The sequence below is a fragment of the Mycobacterium sp. pR1184 genome (genome assembly GCF_041287235.1).
Classification (GTDB): domain Bacteria; phylum Actinomycetota; class Actinomycetes; order Mycobacteriales; family Mycobacteriaceae; genus Mycobacterium.
The window spans coordinates 370,307-385,429 of sequence record NZ_JBGGKR010000002.1 but is presented as its reverse complement, the minus strand read 5'-3'; the positions used below and the strand labels follow the sequence as shown (position 1 = coordinate 385,429).

The following is a 15,123-nucleotide window of genomic DNA, read 5'->3' as shown; positions in this document are numbered from 1 at the left end:
ATGACAACCCTCGGCATCAAAACCAGCGCCACCGCGACAGCGACCTTTCCAGAGCTTCTAACAGCGGAGCAGGTGGCCGAGCTGCTTGGCGTGTCCGCTGCGACGGTGAGTCGATGGGGCGCATTGCGCGAACACGGCGCAGACGTGGGACCGCCCTGCTACACGCTATCTGATCGCGTAAGACGTTGGGACGCAGCTGAAGTCCGCGCATGGCTTCGTAAGGTGCGTCGCTAAGTGGCCGGATCGGTCCCGCGCGGTATCCGAAAGCGGATCAATTCGGCCGGTCTGCCGCGCTATCAAGTGCGCTACCTGGTGCGTGATTCAGACTCCCCGTCGGGATGGGCTGAGACGTCGTCGACGTTCGCCACCTTGCGAGAAGCGCGGGCATTCAAGGCCGACCGGGATGGCGAAGCGGCGATCGGCGCCAGACGCTTCGACCCCCGACTTGGCCGGGCCAAACTCGCCGCTGTCTGGACGCAATACAGCGCGTTGAAACGCCCCGCAGTGTCGCCCAAGACCTGGAGCGGCTACACCCAGCATTGGGAACTACGCATCAGTCCGCGTTTCGGCCACGTCCCGGTTGATGAAATCAGCCGAAAGGATATACAGCAATTCATCGATTCCATGACCGTCGGTCCCTGGGCCAAACTCGCCACGCTGCGGCTGCTGCGGTCGATTCTCGACATGGCGCGCGAGGACGGTCGAATCCACAGCAACCCGGCTGACGGGGTGTCATCCGGGCGGATACCCACCCGAGAACGCCACCGCTATCTGACCGCCACCGAAGTCGCCGCCCTGGCAGCCGCATGCGGCGACCACGGCGACGTGGTGATCATCCTCGCCTTCACCGGCCTGCGCTGGTCCGAACTCGTCGGCCTGCGGGTCGGCGACATCGACCTAACTGCGCGTCGGCTCTATGTCCGCCAGGCCGCGCCAGAAGTGGAAGGCCGGATCATCGTCGGGCCGCCAAAAACTCGCGCCGCCGCCCGAACCGTCCCACTCCCCCAAATCGTCATCGACGCGCTCAAACCAAGGATCGATAATCGCGCGCCCACAGAACATGCAATCACCTCGCCAAATGGCGGGTTCCTCAGATCAAACAACTGGCGCCGGCATACCGACTGGAACGAAGCCCTAAAGAAAACCGGACTGGTGCCGCTGACGATTCACGACCTGCGCCACACCTACGCCAGCCTGGCCCGGGCCTCCGGCGCCGACCTCCGCTACGTCCAGAAGACGATGGGGCACTCGACGCCGACCGTCACCGCGAACATCTACAGCGACCTCTATTCAGACGAACTCGACCACGTAGCCACGAATCTCGACCGGCTTCAGGACGTCGCCAAAAACCGGGCGAACGGACAGGAACCGGACACACCGAACCATCCATAGAGTGCCATCACCGCGTCCGTGCAGCTCAAGACTGGTGGCCAGGGGCGGGATCGAACCGCCGACCTTCCGCTTTTCAGGCGGTTTTAAAGCCGGGGGATTTATCTCTGCGCTGGTCAGGATGCCCGGTACCGGCCGTGTTGGACGGGTTGGAACACCCGGCCGGAAGGTTTGGCCCTATTTTGGCCCTATCGACTGCGGCATATGCACTGCTGAGGCCGGGCGATGATTCAAGCTGGTGATGACCCACCTGCATGCCAGGATCGAGCGGTAGATCCGCAAGACGGATGAGACCGAACTGGAAGCGCACATAAGGACGACGTTTCCCAAGATCGATTTCTGGTTTGGAACGCGGTCCGGCCATGATTCGCCCAGCACCCGGAAGCGCTCTGCACAGTGACGACCAAGATTGGCCGTCGAGGCCCTTTGCCAAAAGGCCTTCGTGGGCCTCGCCGTGGCAGCGGATCGTCTGTCCGCGATCCGCTGCCACGGCCATAACGCCAGTTCGACGGCAGTATCTCGACCGAGACGGCATCAGGGTCGCCTGGAATTGAGTCAGTCGGAGCCATCTGTGTTGCGTTGGAATCGCAACGAGCCCGCGTGCCTGGCGGCACGCGGGCTCGTTGCGATTGTTTGCTTACTCGCCCTGGTCGGAGTTTGCTACGTCAGAGGTTTGCGGGGGCAGCGCAAATCCAAATGGCTGCCGCCGGTTAGCAGTGAAGAACTTTTCCGGGTCAGTCTGCAACAGCCTGACGCGTTCGGTGTCGAGTGCGTCTCGAACATCCTCATCCATCGGATCCGTCATCCTTTCACGCCCTACCTGGGCCTTTACCCCTACAACGTACAACCTACACCTCAAATTTCGTGGGACCTTGAGGGCGTTCCGCGGCATAAGTCAATGCAATGAGAGCAGACAATACCGCAGCAATCGGCACGTCGACTACAGGATCCAGGTCACCTTCGTGCAGCGAATCGACCGTCAACACCCCGTAGATATTATTTACGCCGATCAGCACCGGGTGCGTTAGATACGTCCGGTAGACGAGATGCTCGGCAGCAATAATTTCGTCGGAAACCTTGTTCAGGAACTTGACCTGGTTGTTCATCGTCTTCTGGAAGATGTCACTTCCCTCAGAGAAGACCCGTACAGATCGTTCGTGGCGCCCAAACCACATGTCGTCTTCGAGCGACATGGACTTCTTGTCTGGGGCCAGTACAAACAAGTTCGCCCGCGTCTTCGCCGTAGCTTTGCCCACCATCTTCGCGGCCGCGCACACCACCGTCTTCCGCGCAAGGATGGCCTTCGTTTTGCGCACTTGCGGGTCGGGGTGGCTGAGCGCCTCTGCAACCACGATCAGCACCGTGTAAAGGTCTTCGTGGAGGATTGTTTCCAACGCTTCCCGATGCTCACGTACTAGCTTCTCGACCGTCTCCTGATTATCGCGCTGAAGGCGTTCTATAGCTTCAGCGCGGCTACGCACCAGATTCTCTACTGTCTCGTTCTGACCTTGCACGAGTGTCTGGACGGTCTCGTTATGACCGGTTACCAACCGGTCAATTTCGGCTTGATGCTCGGCTTTGGCTTTGGCCATCCACGCGCCTTTGGAGCGCGTTCCGATGCTCCGTGCCCACAAAAGCCCCCAGCCGACCACGAACGCGCCCACCGCCGCCGCCGCCCAACCCAACTTGGCCCAACCGTGAGACTCGAAAATCCACAGGCCGGCCAGAGGGCTCAACGCAAAAGCCACAAGGGCGTAGTACTCGGGCGCCTCGCGGACCCAGGTTGGAAGGCGGGCCCCCTCGAAAGGCTTCTTGAGAACGTTCATATTGGCGCGCTTCAGCCCCTCCCCCTCGACAGCCGATTCTAGGTGCCCGGGGTGAGCCGTGGAGTAGTTTTCGGGGCATTGCTGGCGCCCAGAGTGATCAAAGCTCCAGAGTGATCAAAGTTGGTGCGGCGGAAGAGATTGACCGCGCGGCCTGACCGGCGCGGACCACGCGGAGCTGAGGTCACCAGCCGCTTAGCCCCCGGTCAGATGCTCGATTGGTAGCCGGGCGCCCTGTCCCGGCGATCCGGTCCGGAGCTCTCTAGCCGCTGAAGTGGAGTTACCTGAGTAGCGAGCAAATCCTTTTCGGGGCGCTGCGCGGGGCTCTGATGCCTGATTACACTTCGAGTCCGTAGTCGGTGCTGCGCTGTTGGTTTCTGTCGATATGCCGCTCTTGGGCTTCGGTGGCGTTGCGGTCGTGTTCATGCATGGCGGTCTTCCAAGCTTGGTACCGCTCATTGCGGTGTTGGGCAGCTCTCCCACGCCGGTGGAGGATGTCGCGCACGCGAGCGGGTAATGCATCGTCGGTACTTTGCGCGGCGTAGTCGTGGGCGGTCGAGGGTGCTTCATCGTTGGCGAGGATGGCGTCAATAAGGATGGCGGCTTCATAGTTGTCACCCCGTTGGGCAATGTGCGTTGTGAAGGGTTCTTTGTGGCCGAATTCGCCTGCCTCGGTGCTCCGTTCGTAGATGTGGGCGTGGTTGGCGTAGCGTCCGCGGGTCATGGCCACGTAAAGCAAATTGCGGCAAGAATCCTCGCGTAAAACGGCGATGCTGGCATCGGCGGTGACGCCTTGCGCGGAATGTACGGTGACGGCGTAGCCGAGGCTGACGTGCTCGCAGAAATAGTCCTGGCGGAAGAGAACACGGGCGCCGTCATCTAGGCGCTCGGCACCAAGGAGATTGCGCGTCGTGTCGATACCTGCGACTCGCCACCGGCTTCCGTTACGCACCGACGGCAGCGATTCCGCATTCGGACTGGAGTGGTGGAAGGAGATGTTGGGGTCGTTGCGTCGGCTGATGATCACATCGCCGACCGCCACCCGCTGTCCTCGAGCCACCGTAACGGTGGCCGCGTCGTGGTCGACGCGATCGTTGTGGATGCGCACATTCAGGGCATCGACCATCTCAGTGGTGTCGCACACCAATAACACATCACGGCCCCGCGCGTTGTCGGCGGCGTAAGCGGCGAGGGCATCGCTTGCCATGGTGATCGCATCCCCACAGTGCAGCCGATCGTGTCTGCGGTACCAATCTACCGCACGGCGAACATCTTTCGGTTCACCGTCCCGCAACGCCAACGATGCTTCACGCTCATCTCGATCCGTCATCCGCCACACCTCCGACAGGTGCTGCGTCCACGGCAGGTCTGTGCAGAGTTGGGCGAACATGCCGCCGCGGGCTTTGACCGGGGCCAGCTGATGGGGGTCACCGACCAGGACTGCCTTGACACTCGCCTGGGAGGTGGCGGTCAGGAGCTGGCGCAGGTCGTCGGTGCCGACCATGCCCGCTTCATCGACCACCACCAGCGTCGGGTGTTCGAGCTGCAAGGTGTTGTTGCGCAGCGAGTGCAGTGCTTTGGAGATGGTCATGCCCTCGTCGCCGGCTCCTTCGCGGATCGCGACATCGACGGCCTGACCGGTCGGCGCCAGAACGAGAACTCTCGCGCCGAATCGGTGATGCGTCGCATTGACGAGCGCACGCAGGGAGGTGGTCTTGCCCGCGCCAGCCGGGGCGCTCAACGGCTGAACGAGCCAAGGCGAGCGGCCAATGTTCTCCACTGCGGTCTTCTGATCGAGCGATAGGCCGGCGGTGTCGTCGTCTTGCACCCACAGCATGGCGCGCGGGTTCTGCGCGTCGACCAGATCGAGGACTGCGGCTTCTTCGGCCAGGATGCGCGCCAGCGTGAACCGCTCATGACCCTCGCGCTGGTGCGCCGCGCGCGGCGGGGTCAGCCGCATCCCGAAACCGTCGACCGCGGCCTCCACCGCCGCTCGCGGTGACTGCTCCCCGTCGACGGGAAGTTGTGCGGCGACGATCTCGACCAGATCCGCCCGGGTGAACACCGCCTTGTCGATTTTCTCCGCCGCCGCGGCAAGCTGTGCGTGGTTCAACGCGGCAGGCGCGGCAGCGCGGCGCGCCGCCCGCGCCTCCTGTACCGCGGCGCGGTCCAGCCCGAGACCGCGCGCGTCGTCGCGCCACTGCTGCTGCAACTGACTCCACGCCAACTCCTCCGGCTTGGCCGGACGCGTGGCTTTCTGCGCCGCCGCGAGCTGCGCCCCGCTGAGCGAACCGTCCTCCGACACCAGGTTGTGGGCGGCCCATTCCCGCAGCTGTGACGAGCGCCGCGACCACGCAGTTATCGTGTCGCGACTAATCCCAGCGATTTCGGCCATGCCGGTGGCGGGATCGACCGGCGCCCACAGAATCCCAAGAGACTGGAACAGTTCCCGGCGCAGCGTGGCCTGATAGATCACCCCGGCCGCTCGGGCCTCGTGATACAGCGACGTCCCATCCAACGACACCAGTCGGCCGTCGGCGCGGGCTTGCCGGTTCGGCACGATCACATGGGTGTGCAGATGCGGATCCCCGCACCGCGACGTCTCATGCTGATAGGCCACCGCGACCAACCCCGGTAACCGCACCAGATCCTTCTCCCCCGTCACCGGGTTGTGGACGCGGGTGTAGCCGGCGTGCGCGGCCAAATACTCCATCGCCTCACCCAGCGCAGCCGAATGTGCGGCCGCGAACGCCTTCTGCGCGACATCATTACCCTTCAGCGCACGCACCAACGACACACTCTTGGGCGCGGCAAACGTCAAATCAAACCCATGCACACCGCGAGTCCCGAACCCACGCCCCCGCGCACCGCTGGGCGCGACGCCGTCATCGAGCCAGCGCGCCACCACCGCCGAATCCGCTTCCCCACCCGCCCGCTGTGCATCGCTCAAACCGACCAGGCGCGCGGCGATGTGCCCATCGCCAGCACACACCCACACCGGAGTGCGAGTCTCGTGTTCGGAGTAGTACTCCCCCAGCCCACCATTCGCCCGCTGCAAATCAGCGCTTGCGCGCGAAGCCGTTGCGGCGGTGTCGATGTAGTAGTTGATCGACCACTGCTTGAGTTTCGAGATAGTCAACACCAGCGGGCCCACTCACAAACCGGGGATTCGACGCTTACTGCGCCACAACCATTCTCGCACCTTAGTGCAAATGTGCCAACATGTTTTGAGTGTTGTGTTCGTGAAACAGAAAGGGGCTGAGATGGTTTGGTTGTCGATAGGTACATGTGGGGATGTTCTGGGGTGCGGTGGGTATCGATGGGAACTGGGAAGCAGAGGGCGAGAGATGAGATGGGAAAGAGCAAGTCCTGCCGCAGTGCCGGCGACCCGAGTGCTCCGCGCACCACGAAAAATTTGTGCATCTAGAGCACCTGAGCGCGCTTACGCTCAATCTATGGCCCATTCGGGGCGGTTCAAAGGTAGGTCGATGGATACCGATGTCCCAAAAGTTTGGCTCACTCGTGAGCAAGTAGCTCAGCGCTTCCAAATACCGGTGAAGACCGTCGCGGAATGGGGTCGGGCGGGTTACGGGCCGCCGTACGCGTTAATCGGCCGCCACTGCCGCTATCCGTTGGATCGCCTCATTGAGTGGGAGCAGGCGCTTCTCGATCGTCAGAGCCCAGGCGTTGCGACGGAGCCCGGCCCTTACTTGCGAATAGCAGAGATGACGGTGAGTAGCCATGACGATTGAACTAGCAAGTGGGCGTGAGCTACTCACTGCCGAACAAGTTCATGAGATCACCGGGGTGCCCATATCGACGCTGCATGACTGGGCTGCCAAGCGTGAGCGTGGTGTCGAGACACCGGGGCCCCGCCATATGCGGCTGGGTCCACGTACCAGACGGTGGCACGTCGATGATGTACGGCAGTGGATCGCCTCATGCCGACGTTGAATTTCTGTCGGTGGGCGGTGTCAATCTAGACGTGCAGGATCCCTGAGCCAGGAGCACAGTAATGGCCATCAAACGTCGTGATACCGGCGACGGGCCGCGGTTCGATGTCGAGTGGCGATTGCCCGATCGGACCAAGCGCCGCAAAACTTTCAAGACCGAGCGTGAGGCTCGGGTCTTCGAAGCAGGCGTAATCACTCGCACCTCCTCGGGCGATGTTGTCGATCCCCACGCGGGCCGCGTCACCCTGGCGTCGGTCTACACGTCGTGGATTTCCTCACGAATTGATTTGAGTCCAAAGGTTCGGCGCGGGTATGAGGACAACTGGCGGCTGCGGGTCGAACCGCAGTTCGGCGGTTGGTCGATCTCGAAGATTGATCACGCATCGATCCAAAGTTGGGTCAACCGGTTGGTGAGCGACGGGTTGAGCCCGCGGACCGTGCGTTGGGTTCACTCGGTTCTGAAGATGTGCTTGGATCACGCGATTGACAACGGGCAGCTCTTGAGCCGAAACCCGGCTACCCGCACCAAATTTCCACCTCTGCGCGCCACCACGCACACCTATCTGACTTCTGCCGAAGTCGCCGCGTTGACGTTGTCCTGCGGAAGGCAGGGCGACATCGTGTCGATCCTGGCCTACACAGGACTGCGCTTCGGTGAGCTCACCGGTCTTAATGTCGAGGACGTCGATCTCGCGGCTCGCCGGATTCGGGTTCGTCGGTCTATCACCCAGGTCGGCGGAAAGCTGGTCGAGGGGAATACCAAGTCCGCTTCCGGTCGTCGATCGGTACCCATCCCCAACAGACTGCTGCCTATCCTGACGGCGCGGCTGGCCAAGCGGGCGCCCGGTCAACCGGCGATCACCTCACCGATGGGTTCGCGGCTCGGACTTGAGAACTGGAAACGCTCGGTGAAGTGGAGTACCGCGATCGCCGGCATCGGACGCCCCACTTTGCGCGTGCACGATCTCCGCCACACCTACGCGTCACTGGCTCGCCGCGCCGGCGCTGACCTTCGACTGCTGCAGAAGACGATGGGGCACGCGTCGATCACAGTCACAGCACACGTGTATGCGGATCTCTACGACGATGAGCTCGACGAAGTCGCGTCGGCATTGGACGCGCTGGACGCTGGTTCTTGAATTACCCGGGCTCACGCCGCACCTTGACATCGTCATTGAGAGTCTCACGGCGGAGCTTTGCCGCGAGGACTTCGAGCTCGGTGACGCTTAATTCAGCTCGACACATACGGGGCGTGGATCATTAGTGAAGCACCCGTTACAGTTATGCCGTGGCCGAGGAAATGATCGCCCAGGACGAACGCGTTGACGCCTGCCCGCCGATCGCAACGTGGGAAGTCGCCACCGTAGCGGTGATAGCCGGGACTGTGGCGGCTTTGTCTGCTTGCCGCTACGGCTATTACTACGACGAGTTGTACTTCATCGCTGCCGGCAAGCGACTGGCGTGGAGCTACGTTGATCAGGGTCCGTTGGTGCCGCTGCTGGCACGCGGTATGGATTGGCTGCTTCCGGGATCGTTTGCGACGCTGCGGATTCCCGCGATCATCGCCGCGGTGGTGGTTGTCGTGTTCGGGGCCGCAATCGCGCGTGAACTGGGTGGCGGGCGGGTCGCGCAGGTGCTCGCCGCGGTGGCGTGCGCGACGTCGGTGTGCGCGCTGGGTCAGAACCAGCGGTTGACGACCAACGGTGTTGATACCGCGTTATGGGTGGTGTTGGCGTGGCTGATCGTCCGCTGGGCGCGGACTCGGCGCGATGCGCTGCTGCTCGGGGCCGCACTGGTGACGGTCGCGGCACTGGAAGTGAAGTGGCTTGTCCCGGTGTTTTGGGTCGTGATTCTCGTTGCGGCCGGATGCCTCGGACCACGGGAACTGCTGCGCCGACCAGCACTGTGGGGCGGTGCCGTGCTCGTGGTGGTGAGTGCGGTGCCGATGCTGGTGTGGCAGGCCAAACATGGTTGGCCGCAAGTCGGGATGGGTGCTGTCGTGCGGGGGCAGACCACTGGCTTGGCGGGCGGCCTGCTCACCTTTCTGCCCCGGGTGGCCGAAATGTGCGGCCCGTTTGGCGCCGTTTTGCTGGTGTACGGGGGGTGGCGGCTTTGGCGATCTCCGCGGCTACGGCCTTACCGATTTGTCGGCTTGGCGTTTCTGCTGATGGTGATCATTTTTGCGGTTGTTGGTGGGCGCACCGAGTACGGCGGCGGCTTGTACGTGGCGGTGATGGCCGCGGGAGCCGTGGAATTGGCCCCGGCGGTGCGCACCCGGCTCGGCGCTGTTGCCGTCGCGGGCGGTGTTGTGGTGTCGGTCGTGACGTTCGTGGTGTGGCAGACGCCGTGGCGATCTGCTTCGCAGTTGACACCTGCCGCCGATTTCGCCGCTGGTGTCAATGGTCAGGCGTACGGCGAGTTCGGCTGGCCGCAACTGACAGTAGCGGTGGCCAGCGTGTACCAGCGGCTGCCGCCTGAACAGCGTCGCACGGCGGTCGTCGTGACGGAACGCTACATCCAAGCCAGCGCGCTCGATTATGACCGGACAGCTGCGGGCCTTCCCGCGGTTTACAGCCCCAAGCGCGGATTCGGTTATTTCGGCACTCCACCGGAGACCGCCCAGACCGTCATCTGGGTCGGTAGCAGCGCACAGGACTTGCAGAAGTGGTTCACCTCCGTGGTGCCGGCGTCGACGTTGGACGTTCGGCTCGGCATGCCCCTGGTCACACGGGACATCACCATCTGGACATGCACCCATCCCCGGCAGCCGTGGTCCTCGCTATGGCCGAAAATGATGAACCTCTAGCAGGGGCTGGGCAGGAGCACTCGAGATAGACGCGAAGCGCGGCGAGTCAGTGACCAGCGGGCAGTTCCTCGCGGAAAGCTGGCTGATCGACGGGTGTCCATGGCGCTAGAAGGAATTCGTCGATAAAGCGGGCGAAACTGTTATCGACGTAGCTGGGGTCATCTGCGGTGAAGTACTCGATGATGAAGCCTTGAAAGGCCGCCAGCGCGATCCGTGAACGGGTTTCCGCGACGTAGGCCGGAAACCCTAACGCCTCCAGTCGGGCTTGTGAGTTACGCGTCAGCAGCGACAATGTGCTCCAGGTGTAGGCCCGGTAGGCGCTGTCTCGACCACAGGCCGCACCGAAAACTTGCAGGACGATGCGCAAGGTGTCGCTGCGATCACCCCGCGTGCAGGCATGCCAGTCCTCAAAGCACCAACTGCGGTGTGCCACAAGCGACACCGGAAGCTCGACCTCTTCAGGCTCCGGAATCGCGGCACGCTGCTGACGATTCAGCACCTCAAGAATCAGTTGCTCCTTGCTGCCGAAGTAATACACCAGCATGCGAGCGCTGGTTCCCAGCTCGGCGGCCAGCGACCGCAGCGACGTATCGATCACCCCTGTGCGCGCCAGGACAACACTGGCGGCGTCAACAAGGTCCTGACGCTTCGCGTGATCAACTGGGCGGGGCACCCCTTAGTGTAACAATGCTTCACTAACGCTGGTTACACGAACGCGCTTGTCTCGTTTGTAGAGAAAAGAGACAGCCTCGGGCCGCCACTCCCCCACCGCATATCCGCTGGTGGACCTGTCTCATTTATTGTCTCACACCGCGTGTCTCCCATCCTCGATGTCGGAGGGGAATGAGACGGTAGTGCTGTGACAGCGGTTCTCGGATACGCGCGAGTCAGCACCGTTGGTCAGGATCTCGATGCGCAGCTCGCCGCGCTGACTGCCGAGGGTGTCGAATCTGGTCACGTGTTCACCGACAAGCTTTCCGGCGCGGTCAACACCGATCGGCCGGGCCTGGGCGCCATGCTGCACTACGCCCGGGAAGGCGACACCGTGGTGGTAATCGCTATCGACCGGCTGGGCCGATCCGTCGCGGAAGTAACCCGCACCATCGACGATCTTGGTAAGCGCCGAATTCTGTTGCGCGCTTTACGTGAAGGGGTGGACACGGGCACACCGACAGGTCGCGCGGTGGCCACCATCATGGCGACGTTGGCCGAACTCGAGCTCGAGCTCGGCCGCGAGCGGCGGGCCGCCTCGCGCGCCTCCCGCCGCGCACGCCGACTGCCGGTCACGAAACCCGCCAAGCTGACCCCTGAGCGTCAAGAACAGCTGCGCCGCCTTGCCGGAACGGGTGAACCTATTCACGAACTTGCTCAGGCGTTCGGGGTGAGCAGGGCAACGGCCTACCGCTATCTGGCCAAACTCGGTTCGCAACCCGGAGTCGTGTCATGAATATCGAGGATCTGCACCCCTCGACTCGTCTGCGCGCCGCGGCATGGGTCCCCGATGACGATCCGCAGCGATCGTGGGAGAACGCTATTTGTCCTGCGGCGCAATGGGTTTGGAGGCGAAGTGAAGCGGAGGGAGTGCCACCGCTGCTGGTGAGTAACGCGCTCAACGCTGCTAGTTGGGGGTATGCCGACCTCGACGAAATTATCCGAGCGGGTGGGCATGCCACCCCGAAAAGCCGAACGCGGCACGACCGCGGGCCAGTGCTCGCCTTCGCGCCGACGGAAACATCTTTGCAGTTGGCGATGGACCTCGCCCGCGGTTACTCCCTGGTGATCGTCGAGGGTTCGCAGCTGCCCGTAGCGGAATGGGCGGCCAACGCCGGGGCTATCAATCTTCTGACCGGGCGGCCCGCCGAGTCGCGAATCCCTAATGACGTGCGCGCCGCCCTCGACTCGGCGGTATTCTACGGCGGCCGGAATGGATGGACTGGCCCCGACGAAAAAGCCCAGGCTAGGCGCTATTTGAGCGACCACGTCCGAGCCGGGCGGCTCACCCCGGATCAAGCCGCTGCCTACGTGCTGTCGTCCCCATCGGTGTCCGATCGGGGCGCCAAGCGACTGCGCGACCTCCTCAGCAGCCGTAGCCGGTAACCCAGTAGCGCGCAAGGAGTCCTCATGAATTCGGTAGACCCCCGGACCGAGGAAGACCTGGAACACCTAGCCCAAAATGGCCTCCTGGAGGAAAGTCATTCGCTGGATCTCAAGAGGGAGCTGGGGTCGGGCACCGCAGCCAACAAGGATCTGGCGAAAGACATCGCCGCCTTCTCCCTCGATGGCGGAACGATCCTGATCGGTGTCGATGAAGACACCTCGCCGCCTAGCCTTTGGCCGGTACCGCTTGAGGGGCTCGCTGAGCGCATCGAGCAGGTAGCGCGGATGAGGGTCGACGAGGCAGTGCAGGTCCGCACTACCGTCATCGACTCGACAACCAAGACCGGCCACGGGTACGTCGTGGTCCACGTTCCGCAGTCATTCCGAGCGCCACACATGGCCGATGGCCGCTATTACGGCCGCGGCGACAAAACCAACCGCGTACTACCCAACACCGAGGTCGTGCGACTCCTCGACCGCCGCTTGGCGGACCGCCGCGATCTGCGAGCTGAGGCCCGCACGATCCGTACCGAGCTCGTCGGTGACGATGCGCCTCTGCTGGTTGTGCTGGCCGATCCGCTCGGCGCGCGGGAAGACATGCTCGTCTCCCTCACCGAAGCATCACAGTGGGAAGAGCCAGTACTCCAGCTCGTCCACTTAGTCACAGGCCCTGAACATCACAAATACGCGCCCACTCTGGCTCAGGCGGGTGGTTTCGCTCGCCGCCCTGGTGGCGTGGCGTTGACCACCGGCATGTACGACGGGCAGCGCTTCGCCGGCAGGGACTCCGCGGCCGAGATCGTGCTCTACGAGTCCGGCCGGCTCGTTCTGGCATCAGAGCGCGCCGTGACCACACGCTCATTCACACACATATCCCCGCCCCCACCTGATGCCACCGTCGTCTTGGAGATGTTGATCATTGGGCACGCCAGCTTGCTGGCCCGCCTTGCCGCTGCGGTGTCACACCGCTGGGGTTACACCGGTAGCTGGCGGTTCGCCCTCTCGATGAACGGCCTGCGCGGCTCGACGTCATGGATCATCGCCGACCGGAACTTCGGTGATAAAGGACCGATCTACACAGAAGACATCTACGAGCGCGCCACCGAGGCCTCACTCACTGACCTTGACGAAAACCCAGACCAGGTGGTCGCAGCACTCACGGCTCCGCTGCTGCGCAGCCTCGGCAGCTACCCGGCCTGGCAAAAGCGCTTTGCACAAGAGATTTGAGGAGCCGAGCCCCGAAGTTCATCGGATTCGAGTCAGATGGCTATGCGCGGCCCGCTATTGGTCGTCGTGGTTCCCTGTGACCGTGGCGATCTCCTGTGGGTTCGGCTCCGGCAGATCATTTGGGACGAGGTTCGCGTCGCCAGGATGGTGGTAGATGCACTGCCTGGCGTTGCGGACTGTCCTCTTGTTGAACAGGTCGCCGAGCGCGGCTTCGTCGGGGAATTCATCGATGACGCCGTCGTATTGGCCGGCACTCACGTGCTCGACGTGTTCGTCTCCCGGGGGTGGTTCGGACATCAGCAGTCCGGTTGTCCGTGATAAGGGCATGACGATGAACCACGCTGTGGCCATCCCAACGGGGGCGTAGTTGGGTAGGTGCTTGTGCCGGACGAGGCTGATCGGAGTGTCGCAGCACAGCAGCTTCATGTCTTTTAGACGCGCTAACGTCCATACGCGGCCGAAAATATATGGTGCCGTGTTTTCGATGTCGAGCATGGACTGAATGTGGATAGACTTCAGCGCCTCAACACGCGCGGCCGGTTCGGTGGGGAGACCGTCTTTGCCGCCGACGAGCTTCGATGCCGCGTCGACGATTTCAGTAAGCGAACGCCGTGCCCTGATGCCGCGCAAGTGCTGGACGGCCATGAAGGTCGCGAAAATTGCACGGGCTTCGCTGTCGAGTGGCCACAGGCCTTGCGTGAGGACCTTGCGGAGAATTTCCGCGGCGGGAGCTTCGATCTCGTCGCCGATCAACTTTTCGACCGCGTCGCGGTCGGGGCCGGTACCAACGTTGTAGAAGTCGTTGATGACTGAAACCTTCTGCACAGATTGGGGATATCGGATGTCACCGGGAAGGCGAACGACCTGGACGAAGCCCTTCTCGTCCGCGAACCCATCGAGGTAGAAACGGGGCACCGTGTGATGGCTCCGCGATATCTGCGCCATTGTCGCGAGGATAGTGAAGGACGACGACGGTCCCCGAAAGCCGCCACACAAACCCGGCTCAGCTGTCGTCGCGTATGACGCTGCTATGATTTAGTCATACAGGTCATACGAAGGAGGCGGTATGGCCGTCTTGAACATCCGGGTGGAAGACCGGATCCGCGATCAGCTTAAAGAGATCGCCGATGCCGAGGGCGTCACCATCAGTGAGTACGTGCGCGATCTGGTCATGGCGGCAATCATCCCGGTCTACGACGAACGGCTGGAACGGCACGGCGACGAGCCGGCGCCAGAAACCATGCGGATCACTGATCGGCAGGTGCTCTCGCTACTTCATCGCATCCTCGCGCGCGTGCTGCCCGAGGATGACGATGAGGACAGCGATGCCAAGTACCACCTACAGCGGGCGCGGGTGATCGAGGCAGGGTTCACCGGCGAGTACTGGCGGGAAGTCGCCGGATTTAGTACGGAGCTGTCGAAGCGGGACTGTGACCGCGTGCTGGACACCCTCCAGATGTTTCGGGTGATCACCTACAGCGTCGAACGGCTAGAAAAGGAAGGGGTCACCGTCAGCGAGGAACTTCGTCGCCAGCTGGAGTTTCGAGGTTTCGACTACAACGACGGCCTCGAAGGTCACATGGCCAGCTACGTGAAGCACTTGATGAGCGACGGCCGGTGGGCCGAGCTGCAACCGCAGGTCCGACGTCGCGACGACGGGAATTCTCACTACCGGGTTCTGGACACCTACATGCGGATGCTCGCCGAGCATCGGCGCATCATGGACACCCGAAGCCCAGGGTTCGACCCGGAGCACTACTTACTATCAGTGGAAGAGCTGGAGCAGATCGCCGCCGCCCGAGCCCACTCTTCACGCCACGGGTAGCGC

At 62.8% G+C, this 15,123-nt stretch carries 14 protein-coding genes and 1 tRNA gene; 10 read left to right on the top strand and 5 right to left on the bottom strand.

Annotation, left to right across the window (positions count from 1 at the left end; all coding sequences use genetic code 11):
- Both ACAG21_RS05055 and ACAG21_RS05050 read left to right on the top strand, forming a co-directional pair.
- Positions 1-234, top strand: coding sequence for an AlpA family transcriptional regulator (locus ACAG21_RS05055; protein ID WP_008263943.1), 234 nt, complete (start codon positions 1-3; stop codon positions 232-234).
- Complete coding sequence (locus ACAG21_RS05050; protein ID WP_008263933.1) at positions 235-1,392, top strand: site-specific integrase; 1,158 nt, start codon at positions 235-237, stop codon at positions 1,390-1,392.
- A 32-nt stretch (positions 1,393-1,424) separates the two neighbouring features.
- Here ACAG21_RS05050 and ACAG21_RS05045 read toward each other — a convergent pair.
- The 3 genes from ACAG21_RS05045 to mobF form a co-directional block, all read right to left on the bottom strand.
- Positions 1,425-1,496, bottom strand: a tRNA-OTHER gene (locus ACAG21_RS05045).
- A 741-nt stretch (positions 1,497-2,237) separates the two neighbouring features.
- Positions 2,238-3,215, bottom strand: coding sequence for a hypothetical protein (locus ACAG21_RS05040; protein WP_370494877.1), 978 nt, complete (start codon positions 3,213-3,215; stop codon positions 2,238-2,240).
- A 334-nt stretch (positions 3,216-3,549) separates the two neighbouring features.
- Positions 3,550-6,354, bottom strand: coding sequence for a MobF family relaxase (gene mobF / locus ACAG21_RS05035; RefSeq protein ID WP_370494876.1), 2,805 nt, complete (start codon positions 6,352-6,354; stop codon positions 3,550-3,552).
- A 70-nt stretch (positions 6,355-6,424) separates the two neighbouring features.
- Here mobF and ACAG21_RS05030 point away from each other — a divergent pair, with 70 nt between their 5' ends.
- The 4 genes from ACAG21_RS05030 to ACAG21_RS05015 all read left to right on the top strand — a co-directional run bounded on the left by ACAG21_RS05030 (position 6,425) and on the right by ACAG21_RS05015 (position 9,971).
- Positions 6,425-6,964 (top strand): helix-turn-helix domain-containing protein, encoded by a 540-nt coding sequence (locus ACAG21_RS05030; RefSeq protein WP_370494875.1) that lies wholly within the window; start codon positions 6,425-6,427, stop codon positions 6,962-6,964.
- On the top strand, positions 6,954-7,166 hold the full coding sequence (locus tag ACAG21_RS05025) for a helix-turn-helix transcriptional regulator (RefSeq protein WP_370494874.1): 213 nt from the start codon (positions 6,954-6,956) through the stop codon (positions 7,164-7,166). The genes ACAG21_RS05030 and ACAG21_RS05025 overlap by 11 nt, the downstream gene beginning before the upstream one ends.
- 61 nt (positions 7,167-7,227) lie before the next feature.
- Entirely contained in the window at positions 7,228-8,304 is a 1,077-nt protein-coding gene (locus ACAG21_RS05020; protein WP_370494873.1) for a tyrosine-type recombinase/integrase, read from the top strand.
- Between the two features lie 149 nt (positions 8,305-8,453).
- Entirely contained in the window at positions 8,454-9,971 is a 1,518-nt protein-coding gene (locus tag ACAG21_RS05015; protein ID WP_370494872.1) for an ArnT family glycosyltransferase, read from the top strand.
- Between the two features lie 46 nt (positions 9,972-10,017).
- Here the strand turns inward: ACAG21_RS05015 and ACAG21_RS05010 are convergent, their stop codons facing one another.
- Entirely contained in the window at positions 10,018-10,644 is a 627-nt protein-coding gene (locus ACAG21_RS05010) for a TetR family transcriptional regulator (protein WP_370494871.1), read from the bottom strand.
- Positions 10,645-10,830: 186 nt separating this feature from the next.
- Here ACAG21_RS05010 and ACAG21_RS05005 point away from each other — a divergent pair, with 186 nt between their 5' ends.
- From ACAG21_RS05005 to ACAG21_RS04995, 3 genes are read left to right on the top strand one after another with little or no spacing between them, the layout of a single operon-like run.
- The gene (locus ACAG21_RS05005; RefSeq protein ID WP_370494870.1) at positions 10,831-11,418 is read left to right on the top strand and encodes a recombinase family protein; all 588 of its coding nucleotides are present in this window, start codon (positions 10,831-10,833) and stop codon (positions 11,416-11,418) included.
- Complete coding sequence (locus ACAG21_RS05000) at positions 11,415-12,068, top strand: hypothetical protein (protein WP_370494869.1); 654 nt, start codon at positions 11,415-11,417, stop codon at positions 12,066-12,068. The genes ACAG21_RS05005 and ACAG21_RS05000 overlap by 4 nt, the downstream gene beginning before the upstream one ends.
- 24 nt (positions 12,069-12,092) lie before the next feature.
- Positions 12,093-13,295, top strand: a complete 1,203-nt coding sequence (locus ACAG21_RS04995) for a helix-turn-helix domain-containing protein (RefSeq protein WP_370494868.1) — start codon at positions 12,093-12,095, stop codon at positions 13,293-13,295.
- 54 nt (positions 13,296-13,349) lie between these two features.
- On the opposite strand, the gene ACAG21_RS04990 is transcribed toward ACAG21_RS04995, so the two are convergent.
- Entirely contained in the window at positions 13,350-14,240 is an 891-nt protein-coding gene (locus tag ACAG21_RS04990; protein ID WP_370494867.1) for a DUF4238 domain-containing protein, read from the bottom strand.
- Positions 14,241-14,361: 121 nt separating this feature from the next.
- Here ACAG21_RS04990 and ACAG21_RS04985 point away from each other — a divergent pair, with 121 nt between their 5' ends.
- Positions 14,362-15,120: a YfbU family protein gene (locus ACAG21_RS04985; protein WP_370494866.1), complete on the top strand. Its 759-nt coding sequence runs from the start codon at positions 14,362-14,364 to the stop codon at positions 15,118-15,120.
- Positions 15,121-15,123 lie beyond the last annotated feature (3 nt).